Below are 16,834 nucleotides of genomic sequence, written 5' to 3' on the forward strand. Positions count from 1 at the left end.
GGAACCAAACGCACATCACACGGCGAAGCACTCAGTAGAGCCCGCACGTGCGCGTCGGCCCGACGTTCGAGGACGGGGCCGGGCCGACGGTGGCGCAGGGTCAGTTGTGGTTCTCCCCGATGTTGAGGGCCGTGCCGTTGACGAGGTCGGTGACGACCTCGACGCCCTTGCGGGAGGCCGCGTCGAACTGCGCCTGTGTGCAGATGGCGTTGGCGTTCGCGCTGCCGCAGATCAGGCCGCTGCCGACGAAGGTCGTGAGGCGGTGGAGCCCGAAGAAGACCCTTACGCCGTCGCTGTTCGTCACGTAGTAGCTGTTCCGGCTCTCCTTGCCGAGCTTGCCCCACACCTTGCCGGTCGTGTGGCCGCTGCCGACGTTCGCATCGTCGGTGATGTTGACCGCGAGGCCGTTCACCACCTTCACCACGGCGCTGAGAGTTTCGTTCTTGGCGGCGTTCTCCAATTGCGCCTCGGAGCACTTCGTGGCCTGCCCCTCGGGCTGTCCGCAGATGTCGCCGCGGCCCTCGATCTCGGTGGTGCCCGAGATGTTGAAGGCTTGGCTGGAGACGGTGAACTTGCCGGGCGCGACGTACTTGACGACGCCGAGGTAGGTGTGGCTGATGCCCGTGCCGCTCGCGGCGGAGCCGCTGTCGCCGGAGCCACTGTCGGCCGGGGCCGCGTTGTCGCCGCTGTCGGAGTCCCCGGTGGTGGTGCGGCCGGGGACGCTGCCGTTGTCCTCGGAGTTGTCGGAGCCGCTGTTCTTGGCCACTGAGTCCGAGGCGGCGGACGCGCCGGAGCCACCGGAGCCGCCAGAGGCTCCGGTGTCCCCCTGGCAGGCCGTCAGCATCGTGGTCAAGCCCAGAAGAGCGGTGGCGGCGAGTACGGTGTTGCGGCGGTGGCTGCGGAGCATGAGCGTGTTCCCCCTTGGCGGATGTGGTGAAGGACCGGCCGTCGACCGGCTGATCAATACGCTTGGTCGACAACGACCCTGACGCACCAACCGCGTCCCACGTAAGGCCGGTTACAGGGCCATGACAGCTCCATCGCGACCCCGCGACACTTGATGCGTGGCCGTGCCACCCATCCCGGACGAACAAGATGCACCTGGTCACAGCCGCCCCGGGGGGCAGGCCGAAGCCCGCGGAGCGTGAGCGCGCGACAACTCGGCCCGCAACGGGCCAAGTTCGCACCAGCAGACCGGGCCTCGCTCGCCGCACTCCTCGACCCTCTCGCCCGGTGTGTGCCGGGGGGGCGAAGATCTCGAATCCGGCGGCAGTCTCCAGCGTCTGCTTACGCGTGCCGTGTGAGGGCGTCGCCCCCGAGCTGCCACATCTCGTAGTTGCCGCATTCCGCCGTGGTCTCGGCCGCCGAGTGAGCCGCCGTGATGAAGTCGTCCATGACCGGTGAGGTATACGTTTCCGCCACCGCGAGATGCACCTGGTCGGGCGCCAGGTCCGGGGTCGGCACGTAGGCGATGTCGGGATGCGAGTAGAACACGGACGCCGAGCGGGCCAGGAAGGAGATACCGCGTCCGGCCGCTACGTGTTCGAGGGTCTCGTCGACCCCGCGCACCGGGTATCCGGCGTTGGCGAACGGGCGCTCGGTGGGCTGCGAGCTCGCGTCACCGTCCCACAGCAGCGGCTCACCGGCCAGGTCGGTCTCGGTGACCTCCGCCTTGCCGGCGAGGCGATGTCCGGCCGGCAGCACCGCCACCCGCGGTTCGGAGTACAGCGGCGTCAGGCGCAGGCCGGTTTCGTCGATGGGCAGACGCACGAAGGCGACGTCGATGCGCCCGTCGAGCAGCATCACGGCCTGGTCGGCGCCTTCGATCCGCCGCACGTCGACGATCACGTCCGGGTGCTTGCCCTCGAACGCGCGGGCCGCCGGGGTGACGGGAATGCCGGCACGGAAGCCGACCATGAGCCGCCGCCGGCCGCCGGCGGCCTCGGACACCCGGCGCCGCAGCGCGTGCGTGGAGGCGAGCAGCGGGCCGGCGCCGGTCAGCAGCTGCCGGCCCGCGTCGGTCAGCTCGACGCCGTGACGGTCCCGGGTGAACAGCGCCGCGCCGAGATCTTGTTCGAGCGCGCGGATCTGTCGGCTGAGCACCGGCTGCGCGATGTGAAGTTCCTCGGCGGCGCGGCCGAAGTGGAGCCGGTCGGCCACGGCGACGAAATACCGCAGTTTGCGCAGATCGAGATCCATACGACCCCCAGCGTGGTGAGACCTTCAGGGTATCACCAGGGTTTAAAGAGGTCTTGGACGTTTCCTGGGGACGGTGACAGCATCAAATGCGGCACCCCATGGCGCCGGAAGTGAATTCGATACATGAATTTCCGGCAGGACCGGAATCCAGAAACCGGAAAGCAGGAATACCGATGAGCGGTATCAGCATTGTCGGGCTGGGGAACATGGCCCAGGCTCTGGCCGGACGGGCACTCGCAGGCGGGAACACCGTCGAGATCCTCGGCCGCGACCAAGCCAAGGCGAAGGAGGTGGCAGCCGCACTCGGCGGCGCCACGGTGGGCACGGCCGGTGACGTCCCGGCCGGGGACATCGTGATCCTCGCCGTGCCCTACACCGGCGCAGCAGCGGTGGTGAGGGAGTACGGGGACGCACTGCGCGGCAAGATCATCGTCGACGTCACCAACCCCGTCACCCCTGATCTGCAGGGCTTCGTCGTGCCCGACGACAGCTCCGGAGCGCGGGAGATCGCCAAGGCGGCTCCCGATGACGCGCACGTCGTCAAGGCGTTCAACACGGTGTTCTCCCACGTGGTGGCCGCCGGGTCCGCCGGAGGCCGACCGGTGGACGTGTTCCTCGCCGGCGACGACGCGCAGGCCAAGGCCCGCGTGTCGGCGTTTGTCGAGAGCCTGGGGCTGCGCCCCTGGGACACCGGCGATCTGTTCATGGCGCGCGCACTGGAAAATGTCGGCCTGCTGGAGCTGGGCCTGATGAGCCACTCCGTCAAGCACGCCGATTTCTCCCTCAACGTCACTATTCTGCGCTGAACAGCGCCGCTCGTCTTTCCCGTGCCGCGTCCAGCATTAGGGCACGACGAGCGGCACGGAAAACCCGGCCCACCTCTTTAAGGAACAATCCACATGCGTGTATTCGTCGCCGGCGGGACTGGGCATTCCGGTTCTCACATCATTCCCGAGCTCATTTCCGCAGGGCACGAGGTCACTGGTCTGGCCCGGTCGGACGCGTCCGCGAGAACCCTGTCCGCACTCGGTGCGAAGGTACGGCGCGGCGACCTGGAGGATCTCGACGGGCTCAAGGAAGCGGCCGCCGCCTCCGACGGCGTCATCCACGTCGCCCACCGACAGGACCTCCTGCCCACCGGCGGCATGGACGCCGTGGCCGCCGCAGAGCTCCCCATCATGCTCGCCTACGGCGAGGCCCTCGCGGGAACCGGAAAGCCGCTGGTCACGGCCGGGAGCATAGGCTCGCCCGGCAACTTGGGGCGGCCGGCCACCGAGGAAGACCCTGCCCTGCCGTCCGGCGAGGAGCACCGGGGCACCCTGCGGGTCCGCAATGTCGTGGAGCGAGCCGTGATCGACCTGGCCGGGCAGGGGGTGCGGTCCTCGGTCGTACGGATCGCCAACATCGCGCACGGCACGAGTGATGTGGCGGGCTTCCTTCCCACGCTGATCGCGCTCGCGAAGGAGAAGGGGTTCGCCGGCTACCCCGGTGACGGCGCCAACGTGTGGAATGCCGTCCACATCCGCGACACCGCCGTCCTGTTCCGCCTGGCCCTGGAAAACGGGCCGGCCGGCAGCTACTGGCACGCGGTCGAGGACGAGGGCACGCCCTTCCGCGACATCGCCGAGGCACTCGCCGACCGTCTGGGCCTGCCCGCCGTGAGCATTCCCAATGACGCCCTGATGACCCCGGGCCACTTCGGATTCCTCACCAACATCGCCACGCAGAGCTACCCGGCGTCCAACGCCCTCACCCGCCGCACCCTCGGCTGGGAACCCGCCCAGCCGCGCCTCCTCGCCGACCTGGACAACGGCCACTACTTCCCCGTCGCCTGAGCCGGACCATCCGCGACTCGTGACCACCCCGGCACGCCCAACTCTGTGAAAAGGACGGAGAACCATGACAACGGTGGGCTTCATCGGAAGCGGAGCCATCGGCAGGACTCTCGCACGCCTGGCGGTGGACGCCGGACATCAGGTGGTGCTCAGCAATTCCCGCGGCCCCCACACGCTCGCGGAGACCGTCCGCGAACTCGGGCCACGGGCGTCCGCGGCCACGAGCGAAGAGGCCGCGTCGGCCGGTGACATCGTGGTGGTCACCGTGCCGGTCAGCGCCTTCCCGCACATACCCGCCGCGCCCCTGTCCGGAAAGCCGGTCATCGACACCTGCAATTACGGACCCGAGCGGGACGGACACATCGCCGACCTCGACAGCGGGGTTCTCACCTCCAGCGAGCTGCTCCTGCGGCATCTGCCCGATGCACTGCTGGTCAAGGCGTTCAACAACATCTTCTACAAGCACCTGCTCTCCCTCGCCCGCCCGGCAGGGGCCCCCGACCGCTCCTGCCTTCCCATCGCAGGCGACTCCGCACCGGCGAAGGCGGCGGTGAGCGCGTTCATCGACTCCATCGGCTACGACCTGGTCGACGCGGGATCCCTCGCCGACAGCTGGCGGCAGTCAACCGGCACGCCGGTGTGGGGAACGCCGTACGGCCCCTACTCGAACGAGAAGGGCGCACCGGCCGGCACGGACACCATCCGCGCCGCACTGGCCGCCGTAACGCCGTAACCTTGACGCCCCATCAACACACCGGACACTCTCGCCGCCCACAACCGTGCGTGCCGGCCTTGAGGACGCCGGCGTCGAGCATGCGGGCGACGTCCGTGCGTCGGCGGCCCGTGCACCCCTGGAGGGAGCTGCCCGGTCCGGGTCAGTGACCTGTGTTGCTCAGTGGCCGATGCCATCCAGTTCGGCCAGAGCCTCGTCGGAAAGGGAGACTCCGGCGCCTGCGATGTTTTCGCGCAGGTGGGCGGTGGACGACGTACCGGGGATGAGCAGGATGTTCGGCGAGCGTTGCATGAGCCAAGCCAGCGCGACCGACATCGGCGTCGTCCCCAGCCGACTCGCGACCTTCGAGAGGGCCTCGGACTGGAGCGGCGTGAAGCCTCCCAGGGGGAAGAACGGCACATAGGCGATGCCATCGGCAGCGAGGCGGTCCACGAGATCGTCGTCATGGCGGTGGGCGAGGTTGTACATGTTTTGCACGCACACGATCGGGGCGATACCGCGTGCCTCGGCGACCTGATCCGGCGTGACATTGCTGACGCCGAGGTGTCGGATCAGGCCCTCTCGTTGGAGGTCGACAAGCGTCTCGAACGCTTCGGTGATCGAGCCGGGCTGGGGGCCCTGAGCGTCTCCCATGCGCATGTTGACCAGGTCGAGAGCCTCGACGCCGAGGGATTCGAGGTTCTCGTGGACCTGCTTGCGCAGGTCCTCGGGGCGCCGGGCCGTGGGCCAGCCGCCCTGTGCGTCTCGGGTCGCGCCCACTTTGGTGGCGATGAACAGCGACTCCGGGTACGGGTGCAGTGCTTCACGGATCAGCTCATTCGTGATGCGTGGTCCGTAGGCGTCGCTGGTGTCGATGTGGGTGATCCCGAGACCGACTGCCTCGCGCAGGACGGCCAGGGCGCCGTCGTGGTCGGCGGGCGGACCCATGACCCACGGGCCGGCGAGCTGCATCGCGCCGTATCCGAACCGGGTGACGGTCGAGTCACCCAGCGTCCAGAATCCGCCCGGAAGAGATGCTGTGGAGGGCGTGGTCATCACAGTGCCTTTCGCTTCTTGCCAGGGGTGGTGTCTCCGACCCCTTGCATCAGTGTTGGAGAGTTACTTCCTGACGGGAAGTAGGCACTATGAAGTGCGTAACCACCCCGGGAGTGAGAGGCGACCTCAGTGACGACGACGAAGGCCGACAAGAAGGCGCAGGCCAAGGCGGAGTACAACGCGTTCCTGGCGATGTGCCCCAGCCGTCAGCTTCTCGACAGGATCTCGGACAAGTGGGTCGTCCTGATCCTTTGCGCGCTGGGCGGCGACGCGTCCGAACAGCCCGGCGCATCGCACGCCCCCAAGGCGATGCGCTACTCGGAGCTCGCCCGGCTACTGGCCGGCGTCAGCCAGAAGATGCTGACTCAGACCCTACGAGCCCTCGAACGCGACGGCTTGCTCACCCGCACGGTGACGCCGACGGTCCCCGTCACCGTTACCTACGAGCTGACCGACCTCGGCCTCTCACTCCACCACCTGACGCGCGGGCTCCGTCAGTGGGCGCAGACCCATATGGACCAAGTCCTCACCAGCCGCGAGGAGTACGACGCACGAGATCGCTAGACGAACAGCGAGGGACCGTACGCACACGCATGACGCGATGCATACGGTCCCGACGCGATACGTACGGTCTCGACCCCAGGGCCCGCACAACGGGCCCCGCCCTACGCGGAATCGACGGCGTCCGGTGTCCGCAGTGCGTGCGCCGTCAGCGTCACCTCGACCGCGTCACTCGCGAGCCCCCGTGACACCAAGGTCCACGATTCGCTGCGTGCGGGGTACAAGCGCAGGGTCAGTGCCTCACCGGATCCGCTGAAGATCTCGGCGACGGAGTGGTCCAGGATGATGCGCAGCTCCAGCTCCCCTTCCGGGGTGAGCTCCGGCAGTGGCATCCGGTAGGCGCCCACGTGGGCGCGGGTGTCGGCCGAGGCGTGACCTCGGTCGACCGTCAGCGCGCCGTCGCGGATCTCCAGGTCCAGGTGATTCGTGTCGTCGCCGCCGTCGGCGCCACCCGGCCCGCAGACGATCCGCAGCCCCCAGGCGGCATCCCTCCCGAAGCCGAGGCGGACACAGATGTCGGCCGCGGGGTCGACGCCGCCGAGCACAGATGTCGTCCCGGGCCCGGCCCGCGTTGCCTTCAGCCATGTGCTCGTACGCAGTCCGTCCAGCTCGCGCGCCGGCGCCTGGTGAGGGCTGCCGTCGGGGCGCAGGGTGAGTTCCCGGGGGACGGTCAGGACTCCGGCCCAGCCCGCCTCCTTGGCACAGGATTCCTCCCGCGCCTCCCAGCACCAGCCCCACAGCAGCCACCGCCCGTCCGGTGCGCGCATCAGGGCCGGGGCGTAGAAGTCGGGGCCGTGATCGAAGCGGGTCGCCGCCTCGAACCGGATGCCACCGGCCGCCTCGCGGTGTCCCGGCCATGCCACGACGTGGGACGGGCCGGTGCGCTGGTACCAGGCGCTCGTGAGGAGTAGGGCCCGGCCGTCGTCGTAGACCGCCAGTTGAGGGCACTCCCACGCCTCCCCGGTACGGACCGCCGCCGGGTCGTCAGGTGTCGTGTCCGCACGGCGGTGGAGCGGACCGTCGTACGTCCACTCCGTGAGGTCGTGCGAGGTGTACGCGAGGGCGGCGCCGTCTCCGTTCGCGTATCCGGCGCCCACGAGCATGCGCCAGCGGTCACCGTCCCGCCACACGTAGGGGTCACGGAAGGTGGTGACCCCCGACGGGGCGTGAGCCACGAGGAGTTCGGGGCGTTTGACGAAGATGGCTCCGTCCGGGTCGGAATCGGCCGCCGCGACGGGCTGCCAGGGGTGGCCGATGCGGTGCGCCGAGTAGAAGGCGGTGATCCGGCCGTCCCGCGAGACGGCGTTACCCGAGAAGCAGCCGTCCTCGTCGGGGTGCCCGAAGTCGGGGGTGAGCGCCAGGGGTTGGGGCTCCCAGCGCAGCAGATCGCGGCTTCGGTAGTGGCCCCAGTGCACGTGGTCGTGCGTGGGTGCCTGCGGGTTGTGCTGGAAGAAGACGTGGTACCAACCGGCGTGATGCACCAGGCCGTTGGGGTCGTTGATCCAGTTGGCCGGCGGTCTCAGGTGCACCTCGGGGAGGTGCGGGTCCCGAATGCGGTCGTCGGCCATGGGCCGCCTTTCGATGGAGGAATGGGCCTGTGCCTGTGCGGTCACTCCTTGACCGCCTGGGCCGCCACGCCCTGCACGAAGGCGCGCTGGAAGATCAGGAACACCACGAGGGTGGGGACGGTCATCATCGCGGCGAACGCCATGATGTCTCCCCATTGCAGCGGCGGCAGGGTCTGGAAGACGGACATGCCCACCGGCAGCGGCCGTACGTCCTCGCTGCGCGTGGCCATGACCGGCCACAGCAGCTGCCCCCATGTCATCAGGAAGCTCAGGATCGCCACCGACGCGTACGCGGGCTTCGACAGCGGCACGATGATGCTGCGGAAGGTCCGCCAGGGGCCGGCTCCGTCGACCCGGGCGGCTTCCTCCAGCTCCCGGGGCAGCGCGAGGAAGAAGGAGTAGAAGAGGTAGACGAAGAACGGGTTGGCGATGAAGGGCACGATCTGCGCCTGGTAGGTGTCCAGCCAGCCCAGCTCCGTCATCATCAGCAGCAGGGGGATGGCGAGCGCCTCGAACGGGATGATGATGAGCGCGACCACGGCGGCGAGCACGATGTTGCGGCCGGTCCAGCGCAGCCGGGCGAGGGCGTAGCCGAACATGCTGTTGACGACGAGGCCGAGGGCGACCGTCGCGCCGCACACGACGAGTGAATTGAGCAGCAGGCGGCCGAAGTTGGAGCGTTCCCAGGCGCTGGTGAAGTTGTCGAAGGTCGGGTGCAGTGGGATCAGGGCGCGCCAACTGCCGCCGTCGGCAAGGACGTCGGCGTTCGGCTTGAGCGCGCCGGCGAACATGAAGACCAGCGGGACCAGCATCACCAGCGCGATGAGTCCGCAGACGAGGTAGTGGAGCGCACGGTTGTGGGGGTGGCGGCGGGCTCGCCGAGGGGCGGACTGCGCGGCGCGGCGCCCGGGGGCGGTGGAGAGTGTCATCGGACGGCGCGCTCCTCACGGCCGAGCCGGCGCTGGACCAGCGTGACGGCGAGAACGAACAGGAAGAAGACGACGGCGATGGCGGACGCCTGGCCGATCATGCGCCGGGTGTAGCCGGTCTGCAGGAGCTGCAGCATCATCGTGCGGGTGGAGTCCGTGGGGCCGCCGGGGAACTGCGGCATCATGTACACCTGGTCGAACAGCCGGAAGGCGAAGATCGCCGTCACGTTGATCACGAACACCAGGGTGTTGCGCAGCCCCGGGAGCGTGACGTGGCGGAACTGCTGCCAGGCGTTCGCCCCGTCGACGCGCGCCGCTTCGTAGAGCGAGGCGGGGATGGCCTGGAGGCCGGCGAGGAAGATCACCATCTGGAAGCCGACGCCCTGCCAGACCGAGGTCAGCACGATCGCGGGCATCGCCCAGCTCGTACTGGACAGCCAGCCCGGCTGCAGATGCCCGAGGGTCAGCGTGCCCAGCACTCCGTTGACGAGGCCGGAGTCGGGAAGCAGCAGCACCTTCCACACGACGGAGGCGACCGCCATCACCGTCACGGTGGGCAGGAAGTAGACCGTGCGGAAGAAGAGGCGCAGTCGCAGGCGCCGGTTGACCAGGACGGCGAGGGCGAGGGCGGCGGCCGTCTGCACGGGCACGACGACGGCGGCGAACAGCGTGTTGTTGCCGAACGAGCGCCAGAACTGGCCGTCGGTGAAGATGCGTTGGTAGTTCTCCAGGCCGGTGAACTCCACCGGCAGCGGCGAGGCGAGCCGCTGGTTGGTGAAGGACAGCACGACGGCGGAGACGAACGGGAAGATCAGAAAGACGGCCAGCAGGGCCACGGCCGGGGCGGAGAACAGGAGCGCGGCGGCCCGGCCCCGGCCGCCGGACCTGGCAGGGGCGCGGCGTCGGGCCACTGGGGCCTTCGGCGTTCGCGGCACGGGTGGTTTGTCGAGGGTGGTGTGCATGGTGGGTCACCTCAAGGCGCAGGACGTGGTGCGGTGGCGGAGCGTGAAGGGCCCGGTGCGGCGGCGGGGCGGGGCGGCCGCCGCCGCACCGGGCTGTCTCACTTGACGGGGTAGCCGTCGTTGTCCTTGATGTCCTGGTCGATCGTGTCGACCGCCTTCTTCAGGGCGTCGGGGACGTCCTTGCCGAGGCTGATGTCGTCGATGGCCTGTGAGAACGCCTGCGTGATGGTGGGGTAGGCCGGCGTCTGGGGGCGGGATACCGCCACCTTGGGCGCCTGGTTGAGGCTGTCGGTCACCAGGCTCATCGGGCCGTTCGGCGCGTAGATGTCCGTGTCCTTGAGCGCCGCGGTCGTCGAGGGCGGGGCACCCACGGCGTCGTACATCGTGAGCAGGCTCTTCTTGGTGAGCAGGTACTCCAGGAAGGCCGCCGCGGCGTCGGGGTCCTCGGCCTTGCGTGTGATGCCGAACTGCCAGGAGCCCATGCCGGTCTTCGAGCCGGTGCCGAAGTCGGGGAGCGGAAGGACGGCGAGGTCGTCGCCGGCCGCCTTTTTGTAGCCGTTCTTGTACGCCCACATGCCGTTCCAGGCGATGGGGCTCGTCTTCTTCAGGAACGGGGTGTCGTCCTGGGCCTCGGTGTCGACGTATTTCTTCGTGTACCAGGACTGGAAGGTCCGCATCGCCTTGACGACCTCGGGCTTGTCCAGCGCTCCCGCGGCCGTCTTGTACCCGTCACGGTCGATGAGGTCGCCGCCGGCGGACTGGACGATGGGGCTGAAGGCGTAGGAGAACCACTCCCCCTGACGCCCGTACCACATGTGTGTGTCGAGGGGCCGGGCGTAGCCCGCCTTCTTCAACTTGCCCAGGACGTCGGTGAATTCGGCGGCGGTCCAGGCGTCGTCGATGCCGGTGGGTATGCGCGCTCCGGCCTTCTTGAGGGCGGACTTGTACGCGTACAGGACGACGCCGGAGTCGAACGCACCGACCCCGTACAACTTCTTGTCGTAGGTGCCCTGTTGGATGATCGAGGGCAGCAACTGCTTGCGCGTCCCGGCCTTGAGACAGTCGTCCAGGGGGATCAGGTCGCCGTTCCAGGCGTAGTTGTAGAGGTTGGGGCCGTCGAAGTCGAGGACGTCGGGAAGCTTGTCGGATGCGGAGGCCGCCTGGACGGCGTCGTTGTACGTCCCCTCGGGAACGCTCTGCACCTTCACGGTGACCTGGTCCTGGCTCTTGTTGAAGTCCTTGACCACGCCCAGGAACGTCTTCTTCTCCGCGCCTCCCCCGTGGTAGAAGGTGCTGATCGTCCGCTTGCCGTCGATCTTTCCGTCGCACGACGAGCCCTCCGAGGAGGCCGTGTCGCCGGATCCCGAGCAACCACTGATGGTCAGTCCCAGGGCGGCACAGACCGCGACTACGATGGTTCTGCGCATTGAGGTTCGTCCGTTCTTGAGTTGAGTGGCACGGATGGACTGCGGTGGGGCCGGGTGGCAGCCCGGCCCCACCGGATGTGCACAGGTCAGTTCGCCGAGCGGGGAGGCCCGACGGACCCGCGCTCCCGCAGGGGCATGGGAACGCGGTGGACGGTCGCGTCCAGGGGGTCGTCCGCGAGGATCAACTCGATGGCCCTGCGGCCGAGTTCGTTGTGCGGCAGGGCGACCGTGGTGAGCGCGGGACGGAGCCAGCCGGCGATGTCCTGGTCGTCGAAGGAGACGATCGAGACGTCCTGCGGGACGGACAGGCCGGCCTCGGCGAGAGCCTGGTAGGCGCCGAAGGACACCCTGTCGGTGGAGCACACCAGTGCCCGGGGGCGGCGCCCCTCGGCGAGCAGTCGGGACACCTCCCGGTAGCCGTCCTCGGCTCCCCAGTCGCACTCCACGACGCCGTCGAGGCGGGCGCCGGCGTCCCGCAGCACGTCCTGGAGGCCCCGCATGCGCTCGATCCCGGCGAAGTTGCCGTCCGGGGAGGCGGGTATCGCCTGGTGGCCGCCGATGGCCCAGATGTCGCGGGTGTGCCCGGCGTCGAGCAGCACCCGTGCGGCCGTGCGGCCCGCCTCGATCTCGTCCGGGATCACCGACGGTGCGTCGAAGCCGGGGGCCAGGCAGTTGAGCAGGAGCACACGCCGCCCGTGCAGTTCCGGCGGCGGGGTGACGTAGTGGGTGTACATGGCCGCGTAGATCACGGCGTCGACCTGCCGGTCCAGCAGGCCGTTGACCAGGCCGGACTCCACCGCACGGTCGCCGCCCGTCTCCGTGATGAAGAGCAGGTTCTCCTTCTCCCGCGCCGCGTCGAGGGCCCCGCGGATCACCTCTCCCGCGAAGGGGGTCGTGGTGATGGTGTCGGACACGAAGCCGATGGTCTGACTCGACTTGGTGCGCAGGCTGCGCGCCGTGACGTTGGGCCGGTACCCGAGGTCGGCCGCCGCGGCCAGGACCTTGTCCCGGGCCGCGTCCGAGATCCGCATATCGGTACGGCCGGACAGCGCGAAGGACGCCGTCGTCGGGGAGACCCCCGCACGGCGGGCGACATCGGCCATGGTCACGCGGTTCCCGGGCATCGGCTTCCGGACCTCCGTTAAATCGGATTAGCAAGTGCGGATCGAGAATGCTGCTAGCGCCACGTCCTGTCAACGCCTTGGACATCGGTCATCAACAAAGGCCGCACTTCTGGGTAGTTGGTCCCGATTTTGCGCCGCGTCGTCGTAACCGGTGCTGCGTTAGCTCTTGCGTTAGCAGCTCCGCTCGCCGAACGATGCCTGCCGTCCGCACAGGTAAACCGATTTGGCATCACCGTTCACTCTGGAGCCGTCATGAAGAGAAGAACAGTCCTGCGCGTCCTGTCCGTCGCCGCCGGCGGAGCACTCGTCCCGCTCGCCCGCACCGCCACCGCCTCGGCGGAAACCGACCGGAAACTGGCCGCGAGCCTCACTGCCCACTGGGACTTCCCCGAGGGCACCGGGACGAGCACACGCGAGAAGGTCACCCAGTCCACGGACGCGATCAAGTACGTGTTCAACGACGCCGTCTACAAGCCGGACAGCGCCCCGCTGTGGACGGCGAAGCAGGAGGCGAACGGCGTCCTGTCCGGAGCCCTGCTCTTCGACGGCTACTCCACCTGGATCGCCCGCGACGCCTCCGCCGTCACGCTCCCCGCCGACGGACTGACCGTCGAGGCCTGGGTCGCGCCGCGCGCCTTCGAGTGGGGCGACGACGGCAAGCCGTCCGTCGTCATCAACCAGCAGGACAAGGGCGCTCGGCGCGGCTTCTGCCTGGGCGTCGGCCGGCACGGCGTCTGGCAGTTCGGGATCGGCACGGGAGACGCCTGGTACGAGGTCACCTCGCCGAAGTCGGCCGCGCTGGCCGCGGGCACGTGGGCACACGTCGCCGCCGTGTTCTCCCCCGCCGACGGCGCGATCAGGCTGTACGTCAACGGTGACCCGGTCGCACAGACGGCGATCCCGACGGCCGCCCGGCTGAACAAGGCGGACGTGCCCCTGCTCGTCGGCCGGCACAACCAACCCGCCGTCATCAACGGCACGTTCGCGGTCAACATGTTCAACGGCCTGATCGACGAACTGAAGCTGCACGGCGGCGCGTTGACCGACGCCGAGGTCGCGGCGAGCCACCAGGCGGACCTCAAGACCTTCGACGGCGGGACGATCCCCAAGGCCGCACCCGCCCTGACCATGCACCGCTCGCGCTACGAGGGCGACCGCTACCGCCCGGCCTTCCACTTCACCGCGCCCAACCACTGGATGAACGAACCGCACGCCCCCATCCAGGTCGGTGGCCAGTACCACCTCTTCTACCAGCACAACCAGCACGGCCCGTACTGGCACAACATCTGCTGGGGTCACGCCGTCAGCAAGGACCTCGTCCACTGGCGGGACCTGCCGGTCGCCCTCGTCCCCACCGCCGACAGCGTGTCCCCCGACGGCGTCTGGTCCGGAGCCTCCACCCTCGACGCGGACGGCATCCCCGCCCTCCTCTTCACCGCCGGCAACGACTCCCAAAAGCCCAACCAGGCGGTCGGCCTCGCCCGCCCCACCGACCCGGGCGACCCCGACTTCGCGCAGTGGACGATGCACCCCACGCTCGTGATCAGCCAGCAGGCCGACCTCGACGTCGGCGCCGACCGCAAGGTCCGCTTCGGCGACTTCCGTGACCCGTTCGCCTGGAAGGACGGCGACACCTGGTTCCAGCTGGTCGGCTCGGGCGTCCAGACCTCCTCCGGCGGCGCCGTCGGCGGCACCGCGCTGCTCTACACGTCCACGAACCTCACGGACTGGACGTACCGAGGCCCGCTGATGGTCGGCGACGTGGCGGCACACCCGAAGACGGGACAGGTGTGGGAACTGCCGACCTTCCTGCCGATCGGCAAGGACGCACAAGGCCGCGAACGCCGCGCGCTCCTCATCAACCCGGCCTTCCCCGACGGCCCCGGCGAGTACAGCAGCAAGTACGTTTTCTACTGGGTCGGCACCTGGGACGCCGCCTCCCGCACCTGGAACCCCGACCAGGATGAGCCCCAACTCCTCGACTACGGCGACCACTTCACGGGGCCCAGCGGCACGGTCGACGACAAGGGCCGCTCCCTGGTCTTCACCATCGCCCAGGACCGGCGCTCCGAACAGGGCCACTACGACGCCGGATGGGCACACAACGCGGGCCTGCCCATCGCCCTGTCGATGCGAGCGGACGGCGACCTCGCCTTCGGGCCCGTGGCCGAGGTGGCGAACCTCCACGACGGCGCGGCCCTGGTCACCATCGACAGCGCCACCTCCGTCGCCGACGCGAACGCCGCCCTCGCCCCGGTCAAGGGCGACCTGCTCCACATCAAGCTGACGATGGAAGCGGGCAGCGCCGGCACATTCGGCCTCGACGTACTGCGCAGCCCCGGCGACGAGGAACGCACCCGCCTCTTCTACGACACCGGGGCCAAGGAGTTCGGAGTCGACCGGACCCGGTCAGGCAACGTCTCCAGCGCCGTACCGGACCTCGGCATCCAGAAGGGCCAACTCGCCCTCGCCGACGGCAAGCTGAGCCTCGACGTGTTCGTGGACCGCTCGATCATCGAGGCGTACGCGAACACGCACCGCTCAATCACCACCCGTGCGTACCCGTCGCGCACGGACTCCCTCGGCATCCAGCTCTTCGGCGAGGGCAGCACCGTCACGTCCTTGAAGGTCTGGAAGATGGGAGGCATGACGACCTGACACCGTCACCGCGACGTCGCGCCCGCCACGCCTCCCCCGGCGTCAGGTCACCGGGTCGAGGAAGGTCAGCACCGAGGCGTCCTCCTCGATCAGCGGGGCGAGCGCGGCGTTGAACGGGCCCGACTGCTACCCGATTACGATCGCGGGCGGTTGCACCGCCGGTCGACACCCAACGCGGCCCTCGCTCAGGTTGTAGTGCAGGGCCTGTGCGGAGAAGCAGAGGTCGTACGCGGGCACCTCCGGCGCTCTGCGCAGCGCCTGCGGAGCTGAACCCTGTACGAAGCGGATGCGGCGCGACCGATCTCGCCGGGGTCACCGTGTCGACCCTTGCGATCGTCACGACCGGGGACCCGCTCATCTCTCCGGCCCTGCAATGGCAGCTCGCCGCCGGGGCCCCCACCCGAGGTCGCCGAGCTGCCCACTGGGCACCTGCCGTACACCGAATATCCGCAGGAATGGCTGGAGCTCATCATCAACTTCCTCGCAAGGAACCGAGAACCACTGAACTGAGCCCCCGGACAGGTCCGGCCTACGCCACCGGGACTCCCCCGGCCGGCGTCGACGCGGAGGGCTCCCCCTCGGGCGCGAAGGTGAGGCTCCTCAGGAGCGCCGCCATCACCTCGCAGTACTCCTCCCAGTGGTCCGTACTGGGGGTGCTGAAGGTGGCCACGATCATGTCCTGCGCGCCAGGCACGGCTTCGTGCGGCACCGGTACGTACGCCTGGATCTGCACGACCTCGACCGGGACGTCCTCGCCCGACGCGGTCAGCTCCCCCGGGATGCGCAGCGCCGCGCTCTGCTCGAACACGAGGACTGCCTGGCCGCAGGGCAGGTCCCACTGCCTGACGGCGCCATCGGTGCCGTGCCGGCGTGCCATCACCTCACCGATACCGGCGACCGCCGTCCCTGGGTCGCGATAGGTCAGGGGTTCCCGTGCGAGCAGCAGAGTGCCGCTCGACGGATCACCGCCGATGGTGACCAGGCAGGTGGCCGCGTAGAAGACGTTTGCCGCGGCCAGCGCGGCGGACGCTCGGGCGTACTCGGCGGCGAGGCCGTCGAGCTGGTCCTCGCTGAGGGTGTCGGCACGGCTGCCTGCCCGGGCCGCGGCTGCGGTGCGTGCCCGGTCGGGGGCGAGTCCCGGCACGATCTCCTGGAAGAACGGGGGCACCTGGAAGGTGACGTTCACCGTCTGCTCCCGGGGGTGTTTCGTCGTGTCATGCGACGGGCCACAGCGATGAGGGCGATTGCCCCGGCCAGCATCGCGACACCGAGCAGAGCCTGCACGGTGAAGGATTCACCGTGCCGGGCGGCGGTGACGGCCTTCACCACCATGCCGCAGCCCGGCAGGCCGAAGATGACGGCCAGGCCGTAGACGGCGTCCGGATTGCCGGCCTTTCTCATCTCCTGGGACGCGGGCCGTAGTTCGGGCGCCCCGGGAGGAGGCGGGAACATCCCCTGCGCAGGAGGCGGAAACGCCCCCTGCGGCGGAGGAGGCGGGAAGGGTGCGAACGCCTGCGTGGAGCGCAGCACCAGATATCGGGGTTGCGCGCGCACGCCCTCCACGTGCGAAAGCTCGTATCCGTGCTGCTGGGCGACCCACACCGTCTGCTCCATGGACCAGCCGGTGCCGGAGGCCAGGACCTTGACCTCCGGCCTCCCGTCGAGGGACCGCAGGATCTCCTGCTGGCGCCTTTGCCGCGCGCCGGTGGAGCCGACATGAACTTGGTAGAAGAAGATCGGCAGAGCGACGAGGACGAGCACCGTGAATGCGACGACCGCGAGGATCGGTACTGCGAGGGACAT

At 69.1% G+C, this 16,834-nt stretch carries 15 protein-coding genes and 1 pseudogene; 5 read left to right on the forward strand and 11 right to left on the reverse strand.

Features of this window, described 5'->3' with window-relative positions; genetic code table 11:
* Positions 1-100 precede the first annotated feature (100 nt).
* Positions 101-907 (reverse strand): hypothetical protein, encoded by an 807-nt coding sequence (locus tag ACOKM3_RS07160; RefSeq protein ID WP_426898077.1) that lies wholly within the window; start codon positions 905-907, stop codon positions 101-103.
* Positions 908-1,287: 380 nt separating this feature from the next.
* On the reverse strand, positions 1,288-2,199 hold the full coding sequence (locus tag ACOKM3_RS07165; RefSeq protein WP_426898079.1) for a LysR family transcriptional regulator: 912 nt from the start codon (positions 2,197-2,199) through the stop codon (positions 1,288-1,290).
* 173 nt (positions 2,200-2,372) lie between these two features.
* Here ACOKM3_RS07165 and ACOKM3_RS07170 point away from each other — a divergent pair, with 173 nt between their 5' ends.
* From ACOKM3_RS07170 to ACOKM3_RS07180, 3 genes are all read left to right on the forward strand, one after another.
* Positions 2,373-3,005 carry an NADPH-dependent F420 reductase gene (locus ACOKM3_RS07170; RefSeq protein ID WP_426898081.1) on the forward strand — a complete coding sequence of 211 codons (633 nt, stop codon included), beginning with the start codon at positions 2,373-2,375 and terminating at the stop codon, positions 3,003-3,005.
* Between the two features lie 93 nt (positions 3,006-3,098).
* Complete coding sequence (locus ACOKM3_RS07175) at positions 3,099-4,034, forward strand: SDR family oxidoreductase (protein ID WP_426898083.1); 936 nt, start codon at positions 3,099-3,101, stop codon at positions 4,032-4,034.
* A gap of 64 nt (positions 4,035-4,098) precedes the next feature.
* The gene (locus tag ACOKM3_RS07180) at positions 4,099-4,767 is read left to right on the forward strand and encodes an NADPH-dependent F420 reductase (protein ID WP_426898085.1); all 669 of its coding nucleotides are present in this window, start codon (positions 4,099-4,101) and stop codon (positions 4,765-4,767) included.
* A gap of 159 nt (positions 4,768-4,926) precedes the next feature.
* On the opposite strand, the gene ACOKM3_RS07185 is transcribed toward ACOKM3_RS07180, so the two are convergent.
* Positions 4,927-5,802 (reverse strand): aldo/keto reductase family oxidoreductase, encoded by an 876-nt coding sequence (locus ACOKM3_RS07185; RefSeq protein WP_426898087.1) that lies wholly within the window; start codon positions 5,800-5,802, stop codon positions 4,927-4,929.
* Between the two features lie 192 nt (positions 5,803-5,994).
* Here ACOKM3_RS07185 and ACOKM3_RS07190 point away from each other — a divergent pair, with 192 nt between their 5' ends.
* A complete protein-coding gene (locus ACOKM3_RS07190) occupies positions 5,995-6,366 on the forward strand; it encodes a winged helix-turn-helix transcriptional regulator (RefSeq protein ID WP_426906724.1) in 372 nt (123 codons plus the stop codon).
* 101 nt (positions 6,367-6,467) lie between these two features.
* Here ACOKM3_RS07190 and ACOKM3_RS07195 read toward each other — a convergent pair whose 3' ends face one another.
* The 5 genes from ACOKM3_RS07195 to ACOKM3_RS07215 form a co-directional block, all read right to left on the reverse strand.
* A complete protein-coding gene (locus tag ACOKM3_RS07195; RefSeq protein WP_426898088.1) occupies positions 6,468-7,931 on the reverse strand; it encodes a glycoside hydrolase family 32 protein in 1,464 nt (487 codons plus the stop codon).
* A 41-nt stretch (positions 7,932-7,972) separates the two neighbouring features.
* The gene (locus ACOKM3_RS07200; RefSeq protein ID WP_426898090.1) at positions 7,973-8,860 is read right to left on the reverse strand and encodes a carbohydrate ABC transporter permease; all 888 of its coding nucleotides are present in this window, start codon (positions 8,858-8,860) and stop codon (positions 7,973-7,975) included.
* Positions 8,857-9,822 carry a carbohydrate ABC transporter permease gene (locus tag ACOKM3_RS07205; RefSeq protein ID WP_426898092.1) on the reverse strand — a complete coding sequence of 322 codons (966 nt, stop codon included), beginning with the start codon at positions 9,820-9,822 and terminating at the stop codon, positions 8,857-8,859. The genes ACOKM3_RS07200 and ACOKM3_RS07205 overlap by 4 nt, the downstream gene beginning before the upstream one ends.
* 98 nt (positions 9,823-9,920) lie before the next feature.
* A complete protein-coding gene (locus ACOKM3_RS07210; protein WP_426898094.1) occupies positions 9,921-11,249 on the reverse strand; it encodes an ABC transporter substrate-binding protein in 1,329 nt (442 codons plus the stop codon).
* A gap of 86 nt (positions 11,250-11,335) precedes the next feature.
* Positions 11,336-12,373, reverse strand: coding sequence for a LacI family DNA-binding transcriptional regulator (locus ACOKM3_RS07215; RefSeq protein ID WP_426898096.1), 1,038 nt, complete (start codon positions 12,371-12,373; stop codon positions 11,336-11,338).
* A gap of 252 nt (positions 12,374-12,625) precedes the next feature.
* On the opposite strand from ACOKM3_RS07215, the gene ACOKM3_RS07220 reads away from it, so the two are divergent.
* Positions 12,626-15,031, forward strand: a complete 2,406-nt coding sequence (locus ACOKM3_RS07220) for a GH32 C-terminal domain-containing protein (protein ID WP_426898098.1) — start codon at positions 12,626-12,628, stop codon at positions 15,029-15,031.
* Between the two features lie 42 nt (positions 15,032-15,073).
* On the opposite strand, the pseudogene ACOKM3_RS07225 reads toward ACOKM3_RS07220, so the two are convergent.
* The 3 genes and pseudogenes from ACOKM3_RS07225 to ACOKM3_RS07235 all read right to left on the reverse strand — a co-directional run.
* Positions 15,074-15,151 (reverse strand): annotated as a pseudogene (locus tag ACOKM3_RS07225) (putative quinol monooxygenase); the annotation flags it as partial.
* 409 nt (positions 15,152-15,560) lie between these two features.
* Positions 15,561-16,217: a hypothetical protein gene (locus ACOKM3_RS07230; protein WP_426898100.1), complete on the reverse strand. Its 657-nt coding sequence runs from the start codon at positions 16,215-16,217 to the stop codon at positions 15,561-15,563.
* Complete coding sequence (locus ACOKM3_RS07235; protein WP_426898102.1) at positions 16,214-16,834, reverse strand: hypothetical protein; 621 nt, start codon at positions 16,832-16,834, stop codon at positions 16,214-16,216. The genes ACOKM3_RS07230 and ACOKM3_RS07235 overlap by 4 nt, the downstream gene beginning before the upstream one ends.

The sequence above is a fragment of the Streptomyces nidicola genome, assembly GCF_050106155.1.
Taxonomy (GTDB): domain Bacteria; phylum Actinomycetota; class Actinomycetes; order Streptomycetales; family Streptomycetaceae; genus Streptomyces.

Excerpts from the sequence above, each read along its gene's own strand:
- ACOKM3_RS07210 (WP_426898094.1), bottom strand. The coding sequence starts at position 11,249 with ATGCGCAGAACCATCGTAGTCGCGGTCTGTGCCGCCCTGGGACTGACC.
- ACOKM3_RS07190 (WP_426906724.1), top strand. The coding sequence starts at position 5,995 with ATGTGCCCCAGCCGTCAGCTTCTCGACAGGATCTCGGACAAGTGGGTC.
- ACOKM3_RS07165 (WP_426898079.1), bottom strand. The coding sequence starts at position 2,199 with ATGGATCTCGATCTGCGCAAACTGCGGTATTTCGTCGCCGTGGCCGAC.
- ACOKM3_RS07200 (WP_426898090.1), bottom strand. The coding sequence starts at position 8,860 with ATGACACTCTCCACCGCCCCCGGGCGCCGCGCCGCGCAGTCCGCCCCT.
- ACOKM3_RS07215 (WP_426898096.1), bottom strand. The coding sequence starts at position 12,373 with ATGCCCGGGAACCGCGTGACCATGGCCGATGTCGCCCGCCGTGCGGGG.
- ACOKM3_RS07185 (WP_426898087.1), bottom strand. The coding sequence starts at position 5,802 with ATGACCACGCCCTCCACAGCATCTCTTCCGGGCGGATTCTGGACGCTG.
- ACOKM3_RS07160 (WP_426898077.1), bottom strand. The coding sequence starts at position 907 with ATGCTCCGCAGCCACCGCCGCAACACCGTACTCGCCGCCACCGCTCTT.
- ACOKM3_RS07205 (WP_426898092.1), bottom strand. The coding sequence starts at position 9,822 with ATGCACACCACCCTCGACAAACCACCCGTGCCGCGAACGCCGAAGGCC.
- ACOKM3_RS07195 (WP_426898088.1), bottom strand. The coding sequence starts at position 7,931 with ATGGCCGACGACCGCATTCGGGACCCGCACCTCCCCGAGGTGCACCTG.
- ACOKM3_RS07220 (WP_426898098.1), top strand. The coding sequence starts at position 12,626 with ATGAAGAGAAGAACAGTCCTGCGCGTCCTGTCCGTCGCCGCCGGCGGA.
- ACOKM3_RS07170 (WP_426898081.1), top strand. The coding sequence starts at position 2,373 with ATGAGCGGTATCAGCATTGTCGGGCTGGGGAACATGGCCCAGGCTCTG.
- ACOKM3_RS07235 (WP_426898102.1), bottom strand. The coding sequence starts at position 16,834 with ATGTCCCTCGCAGTACCGATCCTCGCGGTCGTCGCATTCACGGTGCTC.
- ACOKM3_RS07175 (WP_426898083.1), top strand. The coding sequence starts at position 3,099 with ATGCGTGTATTCGTCGCCGGCGGGACTGGGCATTCCGGTTCTCACATC.
- ACOKM3_RS07180 (WP_426898085.1), top strand. The coding sequence starts at position 4,099 with ATGACAACGGTGGGCTTCATCGGAAGCGGAGCCATCGGCAGGACTCTC.